This window comes from Schumannella sp. GW821-FHT10F01, assembly GCF_058809295.1.
The window spans coordinates 46,378-67,711 of sequence record NZ_JBXASM010000015.1; the positions used below are offsets into that span (position 1 = coordinate 46,378).

Here is a 21,334-nt window from a genome sequence, read left to right on the forward strand (position 1 = left end):
CTGGCCGGGTCGGCGCGAGCCGGTCCAGCAAGGCAAGCCTAAGCCTCGGTGCCCAGTGGAGAGCGGGGCGAGGCGGTCCGATCTATCTTGACGTCGAGATAGTTTAGCGCGTCTCGGCGTCGTCGTCCGACGACTCGCCCGCGGCCGCGGCGCGGTCCTCCGGCGTCCAGGTGCTGCGGAGCAGCAGCCAGCTCACCCAGACCACGCCGGCGTACAGCGGCACGCCCATCGCGAGCTTGACGATGCCGAGCGCCGTCGTCTCCCCCGCCAGGTAGAGCGGCACCTGCGCGATGAGGCGGGCGGCGGGGAAGGCGGCCCAGAGCACGGTCGCGATGAACACGACCTTGCGCTTCGCCGGATCGGTGCGCCACGGTGCCGCCGAGCCCGTGAGCAGGCCCGCCACGACGCCGATGAGCGGACGCCGCACGAGCAGGCTGACGATCATCACGACCGCGAGCACGGCGTCGATCACGAAGCCGGGCAGGAAGCTCTTGTTCACGTCGCCGGTGACGATCGCGAGGATCGCCGAGATGATCACGCCGAACAGGCCCGCGACCGCCGTGGTCACGGGCTGGCGCTGGATCAGGCGCACGACGATGAAGCCGAGCGCGACGATGCCCGGAGCGATCACCGAGATCGGCATCGCGGCGTCTTTGCCCGCGACTGCCGTGATCGTGGTGAAGACGACGACGAAGACGAGCCCGGGGAGGATCGACTCGACCAGGCCGCGGACGCCGCCCATGGCGCCGAGCAGGGCCGTACCGGTCGGCGCCTCGCCCGGGGCGACGTGGCCGAGCGCCGAGCGGCGCGCGGCATCCGCCATCGCCTCGGCGGGGTCGTGGTCGGACGCCATCAGGCGTCGGTCTGCGCGCCCGCCGGCACGTGCAGCGGGATCAGGTCGCGCGGCGGCATCGGCTGCGAGCCGCGCACCACGACGATGCTGCGGAACAGCTCCTCGAGCTGCTCGCCGGTGTCCGCATCGATCGCGGCGCGGCCGCTGATCACGCCGCGGAGGAACCAGCGCGGGCCGTCGACGCCGATGAAGCGCGCGGCGCGACTGCCGCCCTCGGCGCCGGCCGGGGCCGGGATCTCGGTGCGGAGCTCGGGGCCGAACGGGCCGTCGGCCTCGTCGACGCGGCCGCCCTGCTTCGTCAGCTGGTCGGCGATCTGCTCGCGGATCTCGTGCCAGAGGCCGCTCGAGCGCGGCGCGGCGAACGGCTGCACCTGCAGCGTCGACTCGGCGAAGTCGAGGGCGACGGCGACGACGCGCTGCGTGCCCTCCTCGATCTCGAGGCGGAGCGCGAGGCCCTCCCGCGGCAGGATCTTGACCCCGCCCAGGTCGACGTACGGCCGGACCGGGTTCGCCTCGGTCTCGTCGAGCGGACCGCTGGTGTCGCGGTCGTCCGGCGCCGACTTCGGCTGGTCGACGGGGAGGTTCTCGTCGGTCGTCTCGATCTCGGCGGCGGTGTCGTCGCTGCTGTCAGTCACGTGCTCAGGCTCCTGTTCCGGCGGCGTACCCGGTCGAGCCGAACCCCGACTCGCCGCGGTGGCTGCCCGGCAGGCGCTCCACCCTGGTGAAGCGGGCCCGGGTCACCGGCATGACGATGAGCTGGGCGATCCGGTCGCCGACCGCGACAGGATACGGCACCTCGGGGTCGGTGTTCAGCAGGGTCACGCGGATCTCGCCGCGGTAGCCGGCGTCGACCGTGCCGGGGCTGTTGACGATGGTGATGCCGTGCTTCGCGGCGAGCCCGCTGCGCGGCACCACGAAGGCGGCGAAGCCGTCGGGCAGGGCGATGGAGACGCCCGTGCCGATGGTCGCGCGCTGCAGCGGACGCAGCTCGACAGCCTCCGCGGCGACGAGATCGGCACCGGCGTCGCCGGGATGCGCGTAGACCGGGGCTGCGTCCCCCGCCAGCAGCACGTCGATCTCGCGAGGGTCGGCGGAGTCGGGCACGCGGCGAGCCTACAGGCGCGCCCGTGGTCGAATGGGGGCATGCAGTACCGAGAGCGGCTGTGGCCGACGCCGTGGGTCTTCCTCGCGACGGCGCTCGTCATCCCCGCCGCGTTGATCGTCTTCCTGCCCATCGCCCCGGCGGTCGGCGTCGGCGTCGCGATCGCGATGTACGCGGCGATCGTGATCCTGCTGCTCTCGACGAGCCCGGCGATCGAGGTGGGCGACGGCATGCTGCGCGCCGGCCGGGCGCGCCTGCCGCTCGACCTCGTCGGCGACGTCACGCCCTTCCGCGCGGCGGAGGCCACCGCCGAGCGCGGGGTGCGGCTCGATGCGCGGGCCTGGCTGCTGCTCCGCGGCTGGGTCGGTCCGGTCGTGCGGATCGAGCTGCGCGACGACGACGATCCGACGCCGTACTGGCTGGTCTCGACCCGTCACCCGGAGCGGCTGGCGGCGGTGCTCACACCGAGCACCGCCACCTGAAGCCGATCAGGCCGCGCACTCCCGGCAGACTGCGCCCAGCTTGGTCTCGTGGTCGATCTGAGAGCGGTGCTTCACGAGGAAGCACTCGACGCAGGTGAACTCGTCGGCCTGAGCGGGCAGCACCACGACGTCGAGATCGACGTCGGCGAGGTCCTGGCCCGAGAGCTCGAAGCTGCCCGGGTTGTCGGCGTCCTCGGCGTCCACGACGCCCGACATCTTGTCGGGCACACGCTCCTGCAGCGCCTGGATCGACTCGGTGTCCTCGTCGGTCTTGCGCGGAGCGTCGTAGTCGGTGGCCATTCCCATCCATTCCCTGTGTTTTGCGCCGGATGCCCCGGCGCGGCGGCGTCAGTCTGCACGATCCGGACTGGATCGGCAAACCGGTGCGGAACCTGGTTCTCGCGCCGCCAGAAGAACTCGCGGCACGCCCGCGGTATTCCCGGCTTCGGGGCCCCGGTCGTGGCACCCTGGGCTCGGCCGAGCCGCCACCCGAGAGGTCGGAGAAGAGCATGCAGGAGCTGAGGGTCGTCGCCGTCGAGAACGGCGCACTCGTGGCCGTCGCCGATGACGGCAGCCGGTACCGCGTCGCGGTCGACGAGGTGCAGATCGCACAGCTCCGCCGTGCGCGCGGCGCCGCCGCGCCGACGCCTGGACGCAAGGTCGCCCCCCGCGACATCCAGGCGCACATCCGGGCCGGCATGTCGGCCTCCGACGTCGCCACGCTGACCGGCGCCGACCTCGAGTACGTCGAGCGCTTCGAGGGACCCGTGCTCGCCGAGCGCGAGTACATCGTCGAGTCGGCCCTCAACGTCGCCGTGCGCACCGCCGGCGAGACCGACCCGTCCGTCGGCTCGAGCTTCGGTGCGGTCATCCGCGCCCGGCTGGCCGACGGCGGCGCCACCGCCGAGCGCTGGGCGTCGTGGAAGGACCCCGAGAGCGGCTGGATCGTGAAGCTCACGTTCGAGGCGGGCGGCGTCGAGCACGACGCGCGCTGGACGTTCGAGCCGCGCACGGCCTCGCTGTCCCCGCAGAACGCGGAGGCCGTCTCGCTCTCGCAGCAGGGCGAGATGCCCGCGAGCCTCATCCCCCGGCTCCGCGCCGTGGAGACGGCCGACCGCCAGGAGACCGGGCGGTTCGACTCCAGCGCATTCCGGATCGAGGAGGGCGACCTCGACGGCCCGATGCTGTCGCCGCGCCCCCGCACCGAGAACGCCGCCCCGATGAACCAGACCGCCGACCTGCTGGAGGCGCTGCGCCGCCGCCGCGGGGAGCGCGACCAGCGCCCGTTCGAGCCCGAGCCGGAGCCCGAGGAGGACCCGCGCCCGCAGATCCGCATCGTCGACGTGCCGCTCGACGGCATGGACGACGACTCGGCGATCGACCTGCTCGACCAGTCCGAGCCGGAGGAGCCGGCCGACCGTGCCGACCGCGCCCCGTCGGCCGTCGGCGGCGCCCGCCGCTCCCGCGCCGCGATGCCGAGCTGGGACGAGATCGTCTTCGGCGCCCGGACCTCCGACGACAGCTGAAAGGGTCGACAGCTGAGCTCGTCATCGGCTGAGCTGACGCGGTCGCCGGCTCAGGCGAACGCGCCGAGGCCGATCCGCGGCACCCGCGTCTCCTCGGGGTCCGCCGAGCCGTGCTGCCCGACCATGCCGCGTCCCGGGTCCGCCGCATCCGCGTAGAACGCGACCTTCCCGCGGGCGCCGACGAGCACGTCGCCGATCCGCGGGGCCACCTCGGGGTCGACCTGCCCGAACAGCCCGCCGGCGATCGCCTCGTCGCGGGTGGCCACCCAGGCCGCGGCGCCGAGCGCCTCCTGCCAGGCCGCAGCGGCACTCGACGGCTCGATGCCCGGCCGCAGGTGCAGCTGCAGGCAGCGCGGCTCCCCCGCGACGTGCCGCACATCGACCAGGAGCTGCGGCGACACGATCACGTGCGCCTCCGCCGGCACGTCGACGATGCCGTGGTCGGCCGTCACGAGCACGCCCTGATCGGCCGTGAGGCCGGACGCGAGGCGGCCGAGCTCGCCGTCGAGCTCCTCGAGCGCCGACGTCCAGCGCGGCGACTCCCATCCCCAGCGGTGCGCGGTGGCGTCGAGCTCGGGCACGTAGAGGTACGCGATCGCCCGCTCGCGGCCGCTGAGCAGCTCGCGGGCCCGGTCGACGCGGTCCGAGATCGTCTCGCCGCCGAGGTACTCGGCGCCGCGCAGCACGGCGCGGGTGAACGCGGTCGCGCGGTAGCGCTCCGGTCCGATCGCGACGGCGCGCACGCCGGCGTCGGCGGCGCGCTCGAAGACCGTCGGCATCCGCTGCCACGCGGAGGCGTCGCCGACGCCGTCGAGCCCGCCCAGCTGGTTCACCACCCGATCGGCGACCGGGTCGAGCGCGGCGTAGCCGACCATCCCGTGGCGGCCCGGATCCGCGCCGGTCGTCAGCGAGGCGAGCGCCGAGGCCGTCGTCGTCGGGAAGCCGGCGTCGGCCGTCGCGCCGCGCACGAGCCGCGGCGCGAGGGTGCGCGAGTGCCCCGAGCGGGCGCGCAGCGCGGCGGCGCCGAGCCCGTCGACGAGCACCGTGATCGCGTGCCGCACCGGCGGCAGGGCGCCCCCGGGGCCATCCGGCAGCACGGCGGCGAGGCAATCCGCGAGCGTGTCCGCGAGCCGGAACCGGGATGGCTGGCGCGCCGGTAGCATGCAGGCGATCCTATGACTCCCCCCACCTCGCGACCGCCCGGAGGCGGCTCATCCCTGGCCGGTGCGCTCCCCGACGGGGAGCGGATCGAGGACGTCGACGTCTCCGTCGAGATGCAGGGCTCGTTCCTCGAGTACGCCTACTCCGTCATCTACTCGCGCGCCCTGCCGGACGCCCGCGACGGCCTCAAGCCGGTGCAGCGCCGCATCCTCTTCCAGATGACGGAGATGGGCCTCCGGCCCGACCGCGGGCACGTGAAGAGCGCCCGCGTCGTCGGCGACGTGATGGGGCGTCTGCACCCGCACGGCGACGGCGCGATCTACGACGCGCTGGTGCGCATGGCGCAGGACTTCTCGCTGCGCGTGCCGCTGGTCGACGGGCACGGCAACTTCGGGTCGCCGGACGACGGCCCCGCCGCCGCGCGGTACACCGAGGCCCGCCTCGAGGCGGCCGCGATCGCCATGACGGACGGACTCGACGAGGACGTCGTCGACTTCGTGCCGAACTACGACAACCAGCTCACCCAGCCGGCCGTGCTGCCGGCGGCCTTCCCGAACCTGCTCGTCAACGGCGCGAGCGGCATCGCGGTCGGCATGGCCACGAACATGGCACCGCACAACCTCATCGAGGTCGTCGGCGCCGCGCGGCACCTGCTCGAGAACCCGGACGCGACCCTCGACGACCTCATGGCGTTCGTGCCCGGCCCGGATCTGCCGGGCGGCGGCGTGATCGTCGGCCTCGACGGCGTCCGCGACGCCTACGCGACCGGCCGAGGCGCGTTCAAGACGCGCGCGAAGGTGCGCACCGAGCAGCTGACGCCGCGCAAGAGCGGACTCGTCGTGACCGAGCTGCCCTACGGCGTGGGGCCCGAGCGCGTGATCGAGAAGATCCGCGATGGCGTGCAGGCGAAGAAGATCAACGGCATCTCCGACGTCTCCGACTACACCGACCGCAAGCACGGCCTCCGGCTGGTCATCGGCATCAAGACCGGCTTCAGCCCGGACGCGGTGCTCGAGCAGCTGTACCGCCTGACGCCGCTCGAGGACGGCTTCAGCATCAACAACGTGGCGCTCGTCGGCGGGCTCCCCCAGACGCTCGGGCTGCGCGAGCTGCTCCGGGTCTACCTCGACCACCGGCTCGAGGTCGTCACGCGGCGCTGCCGCTACCGGCTGGCGCGGCGCCAGGAGCGGCTGCACCTCGTCGACGGGCTGCTCATCGCCATCCTCGACATCGACGAGGTCATCCAGGTCGTGCGCACCTCCGACGACACGGCCCAGGCGCGCACCCGGCTCATGGACGTCTTCGACCTCAGCCAGCTGCAGGCCGACTACATCCTCGAGCTGCAGCTGCGCCGCCTGACCCGCTTCAGCCGGATCGAGCTCGAGACGGAGCGCGATCGGCTCCGCGAGGAGATCGCCGAGCTCGAGTCGCTGCTGGCCGACCCGGTCCGCCTGCGCGCGCTCGTGTCCGACGAGCTCGACGAGGTCGCCGAGCGCTTCGGCACCCCGCGCCGCACGCTGCTGACGAATGCGCGGCCGTCCGCCGCGACGACCGGTTCGCGGAAGGCCGCCGCCGCGGCGTCGCTGGAGATCGCCGACGCGCCCTGCCTTGTCGTGCTCTCCACGACCGGGCGGCTCGTGCGCGTCGACCTGGCCGAGGGCTCGGACGAGGTGGCGCGGCCCACGCGCCGGTCGAAGCACGACGCGGTGCGGTCCACCGTCCGCTCGACCACGCGCGGCGAGCTCGCCGCCCTGACCTCCCGGGGTCGTCTGGTGCGCTTCTCCCCCGTCGACCTGCCCGCGGTGCCGGCGAACTCCGTGCAGCTCGCGGCGGGCGCCCGGGCCCACGAGTACCTGGCGCTGTCGGACCGGAGCGAGCGCGTGCTCGCGGTCGTGGATCCCGCCTCCGAGACCCCGATCGCGCTCGGCACCCGGCAGGGCGTCGTGAAGCGGATCGCGCCCGGCGGCTGGCCGGTGCGGCCGGAGCTCGAGGCGGTCGCGCTGAAGCCGGGCGACGAGGTCGTCGGCGCCGCGCCGGCGGGCGAGGACGCCGAGCTCGTGTTCGCGACGGATGCCGCTCAGCTGCTGCACTTCCCGGCCCGGGAGGTACGGCCCCAGGGGCTCGCCGCGGGCGGGATGGCGGGCATCAAGCTCGGCGACGGCGCCGCCGCCATCTTCTTCGGCGTGGTCGAGGACCAGGCCGAGGCGGTCGTCGTGACCGTGTCGACCGCCGCCGGCACGCTGCCGGGCGCGGATCCAGGTCGCGCGAAGGTGTCGGCGTTCACGGAGTTCCCCGGCAAGGGCCGCGCCACGGGGGGCGTGCGCGCGCAGTCGCTGCTCAAGGGCGAGGACGGGCTCGTCGTGGCCTGGGCGGGACCGGGTCCGGCCCTGGCGGTCGGCGGCGACGGCGCGACGCGGCAGCTGCCGGACGACCTGGCTCGCCGCGACGCCTCCGGCGCCATGCTCGACGCCGTGATCGGGTCGGTCGGGCGCGCGATCTAGCCGCGGTCAGACGTGCGGGACGAACCGCTCCCAGGCGCGGCGCCGGTCGCCCCGCGGATCGGACTCGATCCGGTCGTCCACGTCGATGATGAGCGTGAGGCGATCCCGCTCGTCGTAGCGCGGCCAGCCCGGATCGACCTCCCCCGAGTAGGCGAAGTGCAGCCAGTTCGTGCGCACGCGGCGCCCGACCCGCTCGAACTCGCGCAGGCCGCCGAGCGAGCCCATGACGCGGCCGAGCGCGGAGCGGGCCTTGTCGAACACCGCGAACAGCTCGATCCCGTGGGTCGCGTCGAGCCCGAGCAGCCGGGCGAGCCGCGGCGCCATGTCGAAGCGGTACATGTACACGGGCGCGTGCCGGGAGTGCCCGGAGGCGGCGACCACGGACGGGAACCAGAAGGCGTGATCGCCGGCGAGGTCCATCGACGCGCGCTGGCGCGGGAGGCCGGGATACGACGCCGTGAGCTCCTCGACGGCCTCGGACGCGGTGCCCGAGAGGATGGCGCGGATGCGGTCCGGCGTCGTCGCGAGGATGTCGAGGCGGCCGCGGAACAGCGAGCCCTCGCGGTCGTTCGTGCCGATGATGAGCGGGATCGGTGCCGCGGTGCCGTCGGCGAACGCCGCGGTCGGGCGCTCCGGGAGCAGCTCGCCGTCGAGCACGGCGCTCCAGGCCACCGTGCCGGGCGTGCGGTCGAGGGCGGTCGTCGCGAAACGGTGGGCGGCGAGCACCCATGCGGATGCGGTGGCGCGCTCGAGCACCTCGAGCTCGCTGCGTCCGCGCGTCACGCCCGGGTGCCGTGCCTCGACGACGTCGCGGAGCAGCCGCACGAAGTCCTCGGCCCACTCGGCCTGCAGCTCGCGCGAGTAGACGGCCTCGACCGGGGAGCTCTCCGCGATCCCGCGCGCGAACAGCCCGCGCGCCGCCGGCGCCGTCATGAGGGTGGTGACGATCGCGGCGCCCGCCGACTCGCCGAACAGCGTCACGTTGTCCGGATCGCCGCCGAACGCGGCGATGTTGTCGCGCACCCACCGCAGCGCGGCGATGACGTCGCGCAGGCCGAGGTTCGAGTCGACCGGCCGCTCGGGGGTGCCGTACCGCGACAGGTCGAGCCAGCCCATGGCGGCCAGCCGGTAGTTGAGGTTGACGAAGACCACGCCGCCGTCGTGCACGAGCCCCTCGCCCTGCTCGGGCATCTCGCGCGACGAGCCGACCGAGAACGCGCCGCCGTGCACGTAGACCATGACGGGGCGGAGCTTCGCGGGCGCGGTACGCGGCGCGATCACGTTGAGCGTGAGGCAGTCCTCGCTCTGCTCCGAGGGGAGCACGGGCACGGCGGTGGGACCGCGCGGGTCCTGCGGGGCGATCGGGCCGAACTCGGCGGCCGGGCGGATGCCCTCCCACGGCACCGGCGGGGCGGGCGCGCGGAGCCGGCGCCGGCCGACGGGCGGCGCCGCGTACGGGATGCCGCGCCACATCCGCAGGCCGCGGCGCTCGACGCCCTCGACGGTCCCGGACGCGGTCTCCACCGTCAGGTCCGTCTCGTGCCGCGCCACGCTGGGAATGCTACGACCGTGCGCGGACCGGCCGCTGAGAGCCGGCCGGATGCGGTCGCCGGGGCCGGTGCTACGCGTCGACCCGGCTCCGGTCGAGGCCCTGCCCGGCGATGATGAAGTCCTTGCGGGGTGCGACGTCGTTGCCCATGAGCAGCTCGAACACGTTCGCGGCCGACTCGGCGTCGGCCATGCGCACCCGGCGCAGCGTGCGATGCGCCCGGCTCATCGTCGTCTCGGCCAGCTGGTCGGCATCCATCTCGCCGAGTCCCTTGTAGCGCTGAATCGGCTCCTGGTACCGGCGCCCCTGCTTCTTGAGCTGGGCGAGCACGGAGTGCAGCTCCTGCTCCGAGTAGGTGTAGATGATGTCGTTCGGCTTGGCGCCGTTGTTGACGGCGACGACGCGATGCAGCGGCGGCACCGCGGCGAAGACGCGGCCGGCCTCGATCATCGGCCGCATGTAGCGGAAGAACAGGGTGAGCAGCAGCGTGCGGATGTGCGCGCCGTCGACGTCCGCGTCGCTCATGATGATGACCTTGCCGTAGCGCGCGCTCTCGAGGTCGAAGGTGCGGCCGGAGCCCGCGCCGATCACCTGGATGATCGCGGCGCACTCGGCGTTCGAGAGCATGTCGGAGACCGACGCCTTCTGCACGTTGAGGATCTTGCCGCGGATCGGGAGCAGCGCCTGGTGCTCGCTGTCGCGCGCGAGCTTCGCGGTGCCGAGGGCCGAGTCGCCCTCCACGATGAACAGCTCCGTCTCGGCGACCTGGCTCGAGCGGCAGTCGGCGAGCTTCGGCGGCAGCGACGAGCTCTCGAGCGCGTTCTTGCGGCGCTGCGTCTCCTTGTGGGCGCGCGCGGAGATGCGGCTCTTCATCTCGGCGACGATCTTGTCGAGCAGCAGCGCGGAGGCGGCCTTGTCGTCGCGCTTGGTCGAGGCGAAGCGCTCGGCGAGGGCCTTCGAGAGCACGTTCGACACGATCGCGCGCACCGCGGGCGTGCCGAGCACCTCCTTCGTCTGGCCCTCGAACTGCGGCTCGGGGAGGCGCACGGTCAGCACGGCGCTGAGGCCGGCGAGGATGTCGTCCTTCTCCAGCTTGTCGGTGCCGACCTTGAGGCGGCGCGCGTTCTTCTCCACCTCGGCGCGGAACGACTTCATCAGCCCCTGCTCGAAGCCGGTCTGGTGGCTGCCGCCCTTCGGCGTCGCGATGATGTTGACGAAGCTGCGCACCGCGGTCTCGTAGCCGCTCCCCCAGCGCAGCGCGATGTCGACCTCGCACTCGCGCTGCAGCTCGGTGGGCACCATGTGGCCGTCCGCCTGCAGCACGGGCACGGTCTCCGAGTAGGCGCCCGTGCCGGTGATGCGCCAGACCGGCGTCACCTCCGCGTCCGGCGCGAGGAACTCGACGAACTCGGTGATGCCGCCGTCGTAGCGGAACGACTCGCTGACCGACTGCTCGCCGCGCTCGTCGGTCAGTTCGATCCCGAGCCCGGGCACGAGGAACGCGGTCTGCCGCGCCCGGCCGATGAGGTCGAGCAGCTGGAACTCGGCGCCCTTCGTGAAGATCTGGCGGTCGGCCCAGTAGCGCACCCGGGTGCCGGTGACGGCCTTCGCGACCTTGCCGGCGACGCGGAGCTCGCTGCCGCTGACGAACGGGGTGAACGGCGAGTCCGGTCCGATGCCGGCCGTGTCGTCGAAGACGCCCGGCTCTCCGCGGTGGAACGACATGGCCCACGTCTTCCCGTCGCGGTCCACCTCGACGTCGAGGCGCTCGCTCAGCGCGTTGACGACCGAGGCGCCGACGCCGTGCAGCCCGCCCGACGCGGCGTAGGAGCCGCTGCCGAACTTGCCGCCGGCGTGGAGCTTAGTGAACACGACCTCGACGCCGCTGAGGCCGGTCTTCGGCTCGATGTCGACGGGGATGCCGCGCGCGCGATCGCGCACCTCGACGCTCGAATCGCGATGCAGCACGACCTCGATCCGCTCGCCGTGCCCGGCCAGGGCCTCGTCCACGGCGTTGTCGATGACCTCCCAGAGGCAGTGCATGAGCCCGCGGGAATCGGTCGACCCGATGTACATGCCGGGTCGCTTGCGCACCGCCTCGAGCCCCTCGAGGACCGAGAGGTGCCGTGCGGAGTATTCAGTGGGGCTCGCCATCCTTGCGAGCCTAGGACGGACGGGCTCCGGAGGCCGGACGACACCCGGCACGTCACGCGCATGTTCGACGGCGGACTCGCAGGACCTTCCGCGCTGAGCGAAATGCCCCGCAATCGTCGCGGATCGGAAACATCCGTGTGGTCGAATGGGTTGCATCGGGTGACGTTCCCGACTCATCCCGATCGACCAGGAGGACAGCATGTCGCAGATCACCACCGACGCCGTCGACGAACTGGACGCCCCCACTCTCACCGCGTTCGACCGCTGCGACAGCTGCGGAGCGCAGGCCTACGTCCGTGTCACCCTCGAGTCCGGCGAGCTGCTCTTCTGCGCCCACCACGGCGCGAAGTTCAAGGAGAAGCTGGCCGGCAGCGCGCTCGAGTGGCACGACGAGAGCGCCCGCCTCCAGGACACCGACCGCTGACGCGGGCCGGTCGCTCGTGGCAGGAGGCCGCGTCGGCTACTGGCTGAACCGCCTCCGCCATCTCGGCGTGCGGAACATGCTGGACAAGGCCGCGCAGATCGCCGAGGACTTCCACCGCAATCGCGCGGTCATCGTGCTGGACATGATGTGGTGCGCGGCGCGGTACAACGCCGGGTACTACGACTACCACGAGTTCGAGTACCACCTGCTCAACGGGCGCCAGCGCCGCACGATGCTCACGCGTCCCGAGGCCAACCACCTCACGAAGGCGCTGAACCCGACGGAGTTCCGTCGGCTGTTCGCCGACAAGAGCGAGTTCAACCGCCGCTTCGCCCCGTACATCGGGCGCGACTGGCTCGACCTCCGCGAGGCGGACGCCGCCGACTTCGAGGCGTTCGCGGCACGGCATCCGCGCTTCATGGCGAAGGCCTCCGACGCCCTCGCCGGTGCGGGCGTCGACCTCGTCGAGGCGGAGGGCGTCTCGGACTGGGCGGCGCTGCGCACGAAGCTGCTCGGCACCGGCCAGTTCCTCGTCGAGGAGCTCATCGTGCAGCACCCCGAGATGGCGCGGCTGCACCCGCCGAGCGTCAACACGCTCCGGGTGATCACCTACTTCGACGGCACGGAGGTGCACCTGCTGGCGCACGTCGTGAAGGCCGGCAACGGCCAGCCGGTCGACAACTTCGGCCGCGCCGGCATGTACACCGCCATCTACGAGGGCGGTCGCACCCGGTACGCCGCATTCGACAAGTTCGGGCACATCTTCCCGATCCATCCGGTGTCGGGCGTCGACTGGTCCGACTTCCAGATCCCGCTGTGGGACCAGGTGCTCGAGACGGTCGACGCGGCCGCCCGCGTCGTGCCGGAGATCCCCTACGTCGGCTGGGACGTCGCCATCACGGCCGAGCGCCCGGTGCTCGTCGAGGGCAACTACAACACCGGGGTCTTCCAGATGAAGCCGAGCATCACCGGCATCAAGGAGGGCCTGGTGCCGCACTACAAGGCCATCATCGGCGACCGCTGGCCGCGCTGAGCACCCTCCACGCGCACCCGGACGGCTGAGCCTGTCGAAGCTCGCCCGGGCTCTCCGAACCGGGGCTAGGCGCGGCGGATGACGCCGAGCGGCGTCGACTCGTGCTTCTGCCCGAGCGGGTTGTCCGCGAGGATCCGCACCGCGAGGCGCTCGTCGGCCTTCGACAGCGTCGAGCCGAGGATGTTGCCGCCGAAGTCGTTGATGTCGACGACCAGCACCTCGAGCGGACCGCCGAGCGAGGCCCCGAGCAGCCGCTGCAGGTGCTCGGCGACCTTCGCCGGCCGATCCGGCACCAGCACGACGTGGTTGTTGTACGGCGGGATGGTGTGCTGCGTCGGGCCGTCGATGCCGCGGGCCTTCGGACCGGCGATCCGGTAGAAGTCGCCCTTGCGGCCGAACGCCTTCGTCACGGCCGCGACGGCCGCGGCGAAGAGGATGCGCGGCGTGCCGCACTCCCGGAGCGCGAACTCCATCGTCTCGGGGATGCCGAGGCCGATGCCGTGCGACGTCTTCGTCACGTACTTCGAGAGCGTGTGCGCGAGCGGCCGGGCCTGGATCTCGTCCATCGGGTACGAGCGGCCCTGCGAGATCGCCACGATCTTCTCCGTGACGAAGAGCCAGTCGCCGGCCCGGAGCGCGCCGGCCGTGTACTCCTGCACGAACGGGTCGAGCTCGTCGCCGAGGAGCAGCACGCGGGTCTTCAGCGGGACGCGCTCGAAGCGCGCCCCGTCGACGGTCACCGCGAGGGACTTGCCCTCGTTGGCGGTCGCGTCCTCGCGCGCCGGATCCGTCACCGTCGGCTCACTCGAGGTAGTCGCGCAGCGACTGCGAGCGGGACGGGTGGCGGAGCTTCGCCATCGTCTTCGACTCGATCTGGCGGATGCGCTCGCGCGTCACGCCGAAGGTGTCGCCGATCTGGTCGAGCGTCTTCGGCATGCCGTCGCCGAGGCCGAACCGCATCCGGATGACGCCGGCCTCGCGCTCCGAGAGGGAGTCGAGCAGCGACTCGAGCTGCTTCTGCAGCATCGTGAAGCCCACGGCGTCCGCCGGCACGACGGCCTCGGTGTCCTCGATGAGGTCGCCGAACTCGCTGTCGCCGTCCTCACCGAGCGGCGTGTGCAGCGAGATGGGCTCGCGACCGTACTTCTGCACCTCGATGACCTTCTCGGGGGTCATGTCGAGCTCGCGGCTCAGCTCCTCGGGCGTGGGCTCGCGGCCCAGGTCCTGCAGCATCTGGCGCTGCACGCGGGCGAGCTTGTTGATGACCTCGACCATGTGCACCGGGATGCGGATGGTGCGGGCCTGGTCGGCCATCGCGCGGGTGATCGCCTGGCGGATCCACCACGTGGCGTACGTGGAGAACTTGAAGCCCTTGGTGTAGTCGAACTTCTCGACGGCGCGGATGAGACCGAGGTTGCCCTCCTGGATCAGGTCCAGGAACTGCATGCCGCGGCCGGTGTAGCGCTTCGCGAGCGAGACCACGAGGCGGAGGTTCGCGCCGAGCAGGTGGCTCTTCGCGCGCTGGCCGTCGCGGGCGACCCAGGTGAGCTCGCGCCCCAGCTGGCTGCGGTGCTCCTCCTTCGCCATCTTCGACAGCTTCTCCTCCGCGAACAGGCCGGCCTCGATGCGCATCGCGAGCTCGACCTCCTCCGCGGCGTTGAGCAGCGCGACCTTGCCGATCTGCTTGAGGTAGTCCTTCACCGGGTCGGCCGTGGCGCCCGTGATCGCGGCGGAGTAGACGGGGATCTCGTCCTCGTCGTCCGTCATGGTCAGGCGGAGGGCGCCGGTCGGCAGCGGCTCGTCCGTGCCGGTGCTCTCGGTCTCCTCGGCGTCGCCGGACTCGGCGGCGTCGGTCGAGTCGTCGGCGTCGTCGGCGGAGACGGCGGGCGTCTCCGCCTCGGCCTCCTCGCCCTCCTCGGGCTCGACGGCCTCGTCGTCGCCGGCCTCATCGTCGGCGTCGGCCGGCTTCGCGGCCTTGGAGCCGCGCGCGGCGGGCTTCGCCTTCGCGGCGGCCGCGGTCTTGGCGGCCGGCTTCGCTGCCGGCCCGGCGGCGGTCTTCGCCGCCGGCTTCGCGGCGCTCTTGGGCGCCGCCTTCGTGGTCGACGCGGGCGCCTGCGCCGCGGTGGCGGGCGCCTCGACCTCGTCGGTGGTGGTCGTCGCCTTGGTCCGGGTGGCCATGTGATCCCCTTCCCCGCCGTTTCGGGCAGTAGGAAGACCCTTGTCAAGTCCCCTTCGCGCGACGAGATGGCCGCGGTGCGCATCCGGAGATGAGCAGAAGGGTCGAGACAGGGTCTTCGGTGTCTAGTATCGCACACCGCACGGGATGGTCCGACCGTTCCACCGCGGATCCCGCGAGAACGCGGCTCCGAGCGCCTAGGTCCGCCGCCGGCGACGACGGAACAGTGCAACCCAGAGCGGGGCCACGGATATTCCCTGCTCGGCGAACAGGAGCCGCCGTGTGCGGGTGCGGGCGACCAGCAGCCCGGCCACGGCGAACGCGCTGACGGCGAACGGCACGAGGAACGCCACGCGGAACGCGTCGAGCGCGTAGAGGTCCGGGGCTCCCCCGGCGGCGCGCCCGGCGGCGGCGATCGCGTCGAGCACGACGCCGATCGCGAACATGCTGACGAACGCGCCGAGGAAGCCGCCGACGTTGACGATGCCGGAGGCCGAGCCGAGCGCGGAGGTCGGGTTGAACGTGCGCGCGAAGTCGAAGCCGACGGCCGATCCCGGTCCCGCCGCCCCGAGCGCGAGGAACAGCGCGATGACGAGGCCGGCCGGCGGCGTCCCGGGCCAGAGCAGCACGGCCGTCCAGATGGCGTAGATCATCGCGAGCAGCGTGAGCACGACGTTCGAGCGCCGCAGCGGGAAGCGCGCGACGAGGTAGCCGATCACCGGCCCCGCCACGAGGTTGCCGACGACGAGCATGGACATCACGAGGGCCGCGAACCCGAGCGGGTAGCCGAGCGCCGCGGTGAGGAACGGGTACCCCCAGAGGATCGCGATGGCGCTCACCGGCGTGCCCGACGCCATGTGCGCCCAGAACCCGAGCTGGGTTCCGGGTCGGCGGATCGCGGCGAGCAGGCGCTGGCGGGTGCCGATCACCGTGATCGGGCCGGTCACCGGCAGCACGCCCTCCCGCACCGTCGGCACGATGACGGCGATCATGAGCAGCGCCGCTCCGGCGAGCAGCAGGAACGCGGGCCGCCAGCCGAGCGTCGACAGCAGCACCGCGAACGGCAGCGCGGAGAGCACCTGCCCGAGCTGGCCGATCATGCCGACCCACTGCGTGAGCTGCGGCACGAGCGGACCCCGGAACCAGGCGGGCAGCAGCCGGACGACCGACACGAAGGTCGCGGCGTCGCCGGCGCCGACGAGGATGCGGGCGACGAGCGCCGGACCGAGGGAGTCGGAGAAGGCGAGCACCGTCTGCCCGAGGGCCATGACCGCCGCGCCGACGAGGAGCAGCCGGCGCGAGCCCCACCGGTCGAGCAGCAGGCCGACCGGGATCTGCAGTCCGGCGTAGACGACCACCTGCGCGACGGCGACGGACGACACCGCGGCGGCGGTCACGCCGAAGCGGTCGGCGGCCTCGACGCCCGCGATGCCGAACGAGGTGCGCTGCGTCACGCCGACGAGGTAGGCGAGCGCGCCGCCCGCGAACACCACCCAGGATCGCGCGGAGTTCACACCAGGCACGCTACCCGGCGCGGAGGGGCTCTCCCGCCGGACCGGCGTCGCGGGCCGCGGTCGTCAGCGGTCGTCGTCGGTGCGGCGCGAGGCGAGGAACTTCTCGAGCTCCGCGGCGATCGCGTCGGCGGTCGGCACCGTGCCGTCCTGCCCGGTCAGCGGCGACGGGAGGGGGTTGTCCTCCATATAGCTGTCGTGGCGGCCCTCGAGCGTGGTCACGAGCCGGCCGAGCTCCTCGTTGCCGGCGACCTGCTCGTCGACCTTCGTCAGGAAGTCGCGGTTCTCGCCGCGCAGGCTGTCGGTCGGGAAGATGAGGCCGGTCGCGGCGCTGATGCTCTCGAGCGCGGTGATCGCGGACGCCGGGTACTCGGTGTCGGCGAGGTAGTGCGGGATCAGCAGCACGAAGCCGGTCACGGGGAAGCCCCGCTTCGTCAGCCGGTACTCGACGAGGTGCAGCGCGTTCGCCGGCGCCTGCGTGCGCGGCCGCCAGACCGACATCGACTCCGTCAGCTCGGCGCGGGTGCCGCTCACCGTGACGCCGATCGGCCGCGTGTGCGGCACCGGCATCGGGATGGCGTGCACCCAGGTGGCGGTCGAGACCTGGAAGCGGTCGATGAGCTGCAGCACCGCGGCCGTGAAGGCGTCCCACTCGAAGTCCGGCTCGAAGCCGCTGAGCAGCAGGAACGGCGCATGCAGCTCGTCGTCGACCAGCTCGAGCGTCAGCCGGGCGGGCGTGTACTCCTCGAGGTGGTCCTGGTCGAAGTAGACGACCGGACGGCGTGCGCGGTAGTCGAGCAGCGCATCCGCGTCGAACACGGCGACGTCGCGGGCGGGCAGCGCGTCGCGGAGGTGCTGGGTGAACTGGCTCACGGCGCTGCCGGCGTCGGCGAAGCCCGTGAGGCCCGCGACGAGCGGCAGCCCCATGGGCACGTCCGCCGCGTCCAGGGTCAGGGCGTAGAGCTCGGCCGGATCGCGCATGCCGTCGATTCTAGGTTCGGCCTCCGACCGCCCGCCGGGATGCGGAGCCCGCCTCCGGCACGCTCAGAGCGAACAGCACGGCTGGCTAGCATGGCGCAGGTGACCGCACCGCGCCTCGAGCTCTCGACCGACATCCCCTCCGACGCCGATGCCATCGTGGTGCTCGTGCGCCGCACCGAGGAGGGCCCGGTGCTCGTCGCGGCGCCCGCCGGCGCGCCGGACCCGGCCGCCCTCGCCTCGATCGGGGTGAGCGGCGCCGCCGACGAGCTGGTGCGCGTGCCGGGCGCCGACGGCACAGGCCTCGCCCTCGCGGGACTCGGCGGACCGGAGGCCGGCGTCGACGCGGTGCGCGCCGCGGCCGGCTCGGCCGTGCGCCAGCTGCCCGGCCTCGACCACGTCGTCATCGCCGCGCCCGAGGAGGCCGCGCCCGAGGTCCTCGCGGCGATCCTCGAGGGGGCGGCCGTCGGCGCGTACGCGTTCTCGCGCTACAAGACGACGAGCAAGGCGCCGGTCGCCCGGGTGACCGTCGTGGGCGCGCTCGACGACGCGACCGCGGCCGCGGCGATCGCCAGGGCGGAGGCCGTTGCGGAGGCCGTGCACACCGTGCGCGACCTGGTGAGCACGTCGCCGCTCGACCTGTACCCGGAGAGCTTCGCCGAGCGGGCGCGCGAGCTCGCCGAGGGCCTCCCGGTCGAGGTGGAGGTGCTCGAGGAGGACGCGCTCCGCGACGGCGGCTACGGCGGCATCGTGGGGGTCGGCTCGGGGTCCGTGCGCGGACCGCGCCTCGTGGTCGTCCGCTACGCGCCGGAGGGCGCCGAGCGCCACCTCTCCCTCGTCGGCAAGGGCATCACCTTCGACTCGGGCGGCCTCTCGCTCAAGCCGGCGGCGTCGATGGTCGGCATGAAGTACGACATGACCGGCGCGGCCACCGTGCTCGCGACGGTGCTCGCGGCCGCCCGCCTCCGACTGCCGCTGCGGGTGACCGCGCGCCTCTGCCTCGCGGAGAACATGCCGTCCGGGTCCGCGATCCGCCCGAACGACGTGCTCACCATGCGCGGCGGCACGACCGTCGAGGTGCTCAACACGGATGCCGAGGGCCGTCTCGTGCTCGCAGACGGGCTCGTCGACGCCAGTGCGGAGGAGCCGGACGCGCTCGTCGACGTCGCCACCCTCACCGGCGCCGCGCGCGTCGCGATGGGCGAGCGGACCGTCCCCGTCATGGGCGACCGGGAGCTCGGCGCGCGCATCGTCGCCGCCGGCGAGCGGGCCGGGGAGATCTTCTGGCCGATGCCGCTGCCGGCCGAGCTCCGCGCCGTGATCGAGAGCGACGTCGCCGATCTCGCGAACGCGAAGCCGGGGGCGCCGGCGGGCGGCATGATGGTCGCCGGCCACTTCCTCCAGCACTTCGTCGGCACCGTCGGCGAGGGGTCGGAGAAGCGGCGGCTGCCGTGGGCGCACCTCGACATCGCGGGCGCCGCGAACAACGGCGGACGCGGCTGGGGCGTGACCCCGAAGGGGCCGACCGGCGTCGCCGTTCGCAGCCTCGTCGCCCTCGCCGAGGACCTCGCCGGAGACGGCCGCGGAGACCGCCCCGGAGCCTGAGTGCGCGGCCCGGAACCGGGCCGGGCACCGTAGTAGGGTCGAGGAGGCACGGGACCCCGTGCCGCATACCGGGCGCCGTCGCACACCCGCTTCGCGCGCGCCCGCGATCGACGCACGAGGAGCCGCTGAGTGTCCGAGCAGAACTACGACCTGGTCATCCTGGGAGCCGGAAGCGGAGGCTACGCCGCCGCGCTGCGCGCCGCCGAGCTCGGGATGTCGGTCGCCCTGATCGAGAAGAACAAGGTCGGCGGCACCTGCCTCCACATCGGCTGCATCCCGACGAAGGCGCTGCTGCACGCCGCCGAGATCGCCGACGACACCCGCGACGCCGCGAAGTTCGGCGTGCGCGCCGAGTTCGGCGGCATCGACATGGCCGGCGTCACCTCCTACCGCGAGGGCATCATCGCCTCGAAGTGGAAGGGTCTGCAGGGCCTGCTCAAGGCCCGCGGCATCACCACCGTCGCCGGCGAGGGCCGGCTCACCTCCCCGACGACCGTGCAGGTCGGCGAGGACGTGCTCACCGGCAAGAACATCGTGCTGGCGACCGGCTCCTACTCCCGCACGCTCCCGGGCCTCGAGCTCGGCGGCCGGGTGATCACGTCGGAGCAGGCGCTGCAGCTCGACTTCGTGCCCAAGAAGGTCGTCGTGCTCGGCGGCGGCGTCATCGGCGTCGAGTTCTCGTCGGTCTGGAAGAGCTTCGGCGCCGACGTCACGATCATCGAGGCGCTCCCCCACCTCGTGCCGAACGAGGACGAGTCCGTCTCGAAGCAGTTCGAGCGCGCCTTCCGCAAGCGCGGCATCGAGTTCAAGGTGGGCACCCGCTTCCAGAGCGTCACGCAGCACGAGAACGGCGTCGTCGTGACGCTCGAGGACGGCTCCACCGTCGAGGGCGAGCTCCTGCTCGTCGCCGTCGGCCGCGGACCGGTCACCGCGAACCTGGGCTACGAGGAGGCCGGCGTCGCGATGGACCGCGGCTTCGTGCTGACCGACGAGCGCCTCCGCACCTCCGTGCCCGGCGTCTGGGCGGTCGGCGACATCGTGCCCGGCCTGCAGCTCGCCCACCGCGGCTTCCAGCAGGGCATCTTCGTCGCCGAGGAGATCGCGGGCCTCAACCCGATCGTCGTCGCCGACGTCAACATCCCGAAGGTCACCTACTCCGACCCGGAGGTCGCGTCGATCGGCCTCACCGAGTCGAAGGCCGTCGAGCAGTACGGCGCCGACCAGGTCTCCTCCTACGACTACAACCTCGCCGGCAACGGCAAGAGCCACATCCTCGAGACGTCCGGCTCGATCAAGGTCGTCCGCGTGAAGGACGGCCCGGTCGTCGGCGTGCACATGATCGGCGCCCGCGTGGGCGAGCTGATCGGCGAGGCGCAGCTGGCCGTCAACTGGGAGGCCTACCCCGAGGACGTCGCGCCCCTCATCCACGCCCACCCGACGCAGAACGAGGCGCTCGGCGAGGCGTTCCTGGCGATCGCCGGGAAGCCCCTCCACGCCATCTGAACGCAGAACTAAGCTTGAACCTCAAGGTCACTAAGGAGCATCACCGATGAGCGAATCCGTCAGCCTGCCGGCACTCGGCGAGAGCGTCACCGAGGGGACGGTGACCCGGTGGCTGAAGCAGGTGGGTGACCGCGTCGAGGTCGACGAGCCGCTGCTCGAGGTCTCGACCGACAAGGTCGACACCGAGATCCCGTCGCCCATCGCGGGCGTCCTCGAGGAGATCCTCGTCGCCGAGGACGAGACCGTCGAGGTCGGCACCGCCCTCGTGCGCATCGGCGACGGCTCGGGCGGCGGCGACACCGCTCCGGCCCCCGCCGCCGAGGCCCCGGCCGAGCAGGCCGCCGCGCCCGCCGAGCAGCCCGCTCAGGAGGAGGCTCCGGCCCAGGAGCCCACCGCGCAGCCCGCTCCGGCCGCCGCGGCCGAGGCCCCGGCCGCGCAGCCCGCTCCGGCCCAGGAGACCCCGGCCGAGCAGCCCGCTCCGGCTGCCGAGGCGCCGTCCGCCGTGCCCACGTCGGCCACCGCCGCCCCGAGCTGGGCTCCGGCCGAGCAGTCCGCGCCGAGCTGGGCGCCCGCGCCGGCCGAGCAGTCCGCGCCCGTCCCGTCGACGGAGCAGCAGCCCGACCAGGAGGCCCCGGCAGCGCCGGAGCAGGTCGCCGAGGCGAGTGCGCCCGACGGCACCGCCGCCGCCCCGTCGTGGGCCCCGGCAGCGGTGCGGCGTAGCGGTCGTCGAGCTGCGCGCCGACGGCCCGGTCGAGCACGCCGCCGACGCCGGCCTC

General features: G+C 73.0%; 19 protein-coding genes. 8 read left to right on the forward strand and 11 right to left on the reverse strand.

Annotated features, from left to right (window positions below):
* Window positions 1-103: 103 nt before the first annotated feature.
* The 3 genes from AC1RSJ_RS14945 to dut are packed head-to-tail and all read right to left on the reverse strand — an operon-like array spanning window position 104 to window position 1,930.
* Window positions 104-853: a DUF3159 domain-containing protein gene (locus AC1RSJ_RS14945; RefSeq protein WP_493119228.1), complete on the reverse strand. Its 750-nt coding sequence runs from the start codon at window positions 851-853 to the stop codon at window positions 104-106.
* Window positions 853-1,488: a DUF3710 domain-containing protein gene (locus AC1RSJ_RS14950; protein ID WP_493119229.1), complete on the reverse strand. Its 636-nt coding sequence runs from the start codon at window positions 1,486-1,488 to the stop codon at window positions 853-855. The genes AC1RSJ_RS14945 and AC1RSJ_RS14950 overlap by 1 nt, the downstream gene beginning before the upstream one ends.
* A gap of 4 nt (window positions 1,489-1,492) precedes the next feature.
* Complete coding sequence (dut, locus tag AC1RSJ_RS14955) at window positions 1,493-1,930, reverse strand: dUTP diphosphatase (RefSeq protein ID WP_493119250.1); 438 nt, start codon at window positions 1,928-1,930, stop codon at window positions 1,493-1,495.
* A gap of 66 nt (window positions 1,931-1,996) precedes the next feature.
* On the opposite strand from dut, the gene AC1RSJ_RS14960 reads away from it, so the two are divergent.
* Window positions 1,997-2,437, forward strand: coding sequence for a DUF3093 domain-containing protein (locus tag AC1RSJ_RS14960; protein WP_493119230.1), 441 nt, complete (start codon window positions 1,997-1,999; stop codon window positions 2,435-2,437).
* A gap of 6 nt (window positions 2,438-2,443) precedes the next feature.
* Here AC1RSJ_RS14960 and AC1RSJ_RS14965 read toward each other — a convergent pair whose 3' ends face one another.
* Window positions 2,444-2,737: a DUF4193 domain-containing protein gene (locus AC1RSJ_RS14965; RefSeq protein ID WP_493119231.1), complete on the reverse strand. Its 294-nt coding sequence runs from the start codon at window positions 2,735-2,737 to the stop codon at window positions 2,444-2,446.
* Window positions 2,738-2,946: 209 nt separating this feature from the next.
* Here AC1RSJ_RS14965 and sepH point away from each other — a divergent pair, with 209 nt between their 5' ends.
* Window positions 2,947-3,963 carry a septation protein SepH gene (gene sepH / locus AC1RSJ_RS14970; RefSeq protein ID WP_493119232.1) on the forward strand — a complete coding sequence of 339 codons (1,017 nt, stop codon included), beginning with the start codon at window positions 2,947-2,949 and terminating at the stop codon, window positions 3,961-3,963.
* A gap of 50 nt (window positions 3,964-4,013) precedes the next feature.
* Here sepH and AC1RSJ_RS14975 read toward each other — a convergent pair whose 3' ends face one another.
* Window positions 4,014-5,126 (reverse strand): alkaline phosphatase family protein, encoded by a 1,113-nt coding sequence (locus tag AC1RSJ_RS14975; protein WP_493119233.1) that lies wholly within the window; start codon window positions 5,124-5,126, stop codon window positions 4,014-4,016.
* Window positions 5,127-5,138: 12 nt separating this feature from the next.
* On the opposite strand from AC1RSJ_RS14975, the gene AC1RSJ_RS14980 reads away from it, so the two are divergent.
* Window positions 5,139-7,625 (forward strand): DNA gyrase/topoisomerase IV subunit A, encoded by a 2,487-nt coding sequence (locus tag AC1RSJ_RS14980; protein WP_493119235.1) that lies wholly within the window; start codon window positions 5,139-5,141, stop codon window positions 7,623-7,625.
* A gap of 6 nt (window positions 7,626-7,631) precedes the next feature.
* On the opposite strand, the gene AC1RSJ_RS14985 is transcribed toward AC1RSJ_RS14980, so the two are convergent.
* Both AC1RSJ_RS14985 and AC1RSJ_RS14990 read right to left on the reverse strand, forming a co-directional pair.
* On the reverse strand, window positions 7,632-9,176 hold the full coding sequence (locus AC1RSJ_RS14985; protein WP_493119236.1) for a carboxylesterase/lipase family protein: 1,545 nt from the start codon (window positions 9,174-9,176) through the stop codon (window positions 7,632-7,634).
* A gap of 70 nt (window positions 9,177-9,246) precedes the next feature.
* Window positions 9,247-11,328 carry a DNA gyrase/topoisomerase IV subunit B gene (locus AC1RSJ_RS14990; RefSeq protein ID WP_493119237.1) on the reverse strand — a complete coding sequence of 694 codons (2,082 nt, stop codon included), beginning with the start codon at window positions 11,326-11,328 and terminating at the stop codon, window positions 9,247-9,249.
* A gap of 199 nt (window positions 11,329-11,527) precedes the next feature.
* Here AC1RSJ_RS14990 and AC1RSJ_RS14995 point away from each other — a divergent pair, with 199 nt between their 5' ends.
* The gene (locus AC1RSJ_RS14995) at window positions 11,528-11,752 is read left to right on the forward strand and encodes a DUF7455 domain-containing protein (RefSeq protein WP_493119238.1); all 225 of its coding nucleotides are present in this window, start codon (window positions 11,528-11,530) and stop codon (window positions 11,750-11,752) included.
* Window positions 11,753-11,768: 16 nt separating this feature from the next.
* Window positions 11,769-12,785: a sugar-transfer associated ATP-grasp domain-containing protein gene (locus AC1RSJ_RS15000; protein ID WP_493119240.1), complete on the forward strand. Its 1,017-nt coding sequence runs from the start codon at window positions 11,769-11,771 to the stop codon at window positions 12,783-12,785.
* A gap of 65 nt (window positions 12,786-12,850) precedes the next feature.
* Here the strand turns inward: AC1RSJ_RS15000 and AC1RSJ_RS15005 are convergent, their stop codons facing one another.
* From AC1RSJ_RS15005 to AC1RSJ_RS15020, 4 genes are all read right to left on the reverse strand, one after another.
* Window positions 12,851-13,579: a coenzyme F420-0:L-glutamate ligase gene (locus tag AC1RSJ_RS15005; protein ID WP_493119241.1), complete on the reverse strand. Its 729-nt coding sequence runs from the start codon at window positions 13,577-13,579 to the stop codon at window positions 12,851-12,853.
* A gap of 7 nt (window positions 13,580-13,586) precedes the next feature.
* A complete protein-coding gene (locus AC1RSJ_RS15010; RefSeq protein ID WP_493119242.1) occupies window positions 13,587-14,963 on the reverse strand; it encodes an RNA polymerase sigma factor in 1,377 nt (458 codons plus the stop codon).
* A 195-nt stretch (window positions 14,964-15,158) separates the two neighbouring features.
* Window positions 15,159-16,475, reverse strand: coding sequence for an MFS transporter (locus AC1RSJ_RS15015; protein ID WP_493119243.1), 1,317 nt, complete (start codon window positions 16,473-16,475; stop codon window positions 15,159-15,161).
* A gap of 63 nt (window positions 16,476-16,538) precedes the next feature.
* Window positions 16,539-17,453, reverse strand: a complete 915-nt coding sequence (locus tag AC1RSJ_RS15020; protein WP_493119244.1) for a proteasome assembly chaperone family protein — start codon at window positions 17,451-17,453, stop codon at window positions 16,539-16,541.
* 90 nt (window positions 17,454-17,543) lie between these two features.
* Between AC1RSJ_RS15020 and AC1RSJ_RS15025 the strand changes: the two genes are divergently transcribed.
* The 3 genes from AC1RSJ_RS15025 to AC1RSJ_RS15035 form a co-directional block, all read left to right on the forward strand.
* Entirely contained in the window at window positions 17,544-19,055 is a 1,512-nt protein-coding gene (locus AC1RSJ_RS15025; RefSeq protein ID WP_493119245.1) for a leucyl aminopeptidase, read from the forward strand.
* Window positions 19,056-19,184: 129 nt separating this feature from the next.
* Entirely contained in the window at window positions 19,185-20,558 is a 1,374-nt protein-coding gene (gene lpdA, locus AC1RSJ_RS15030) for a dihydrolipoyl dehydrogenase (RefSeq protein ID WP_493119246.1), read from the forward strand.
* 46 nt (window positions 20,559-20,604) lie between these two features.
* On the forward strand, window positions 20,605-21,334 hold a 730-nt coding region (locus AC1RSJ_RS15035), incomplete at its 3' end, for a biotin/lipoyl-containing protein (RefSeq protein WP_493119247.1).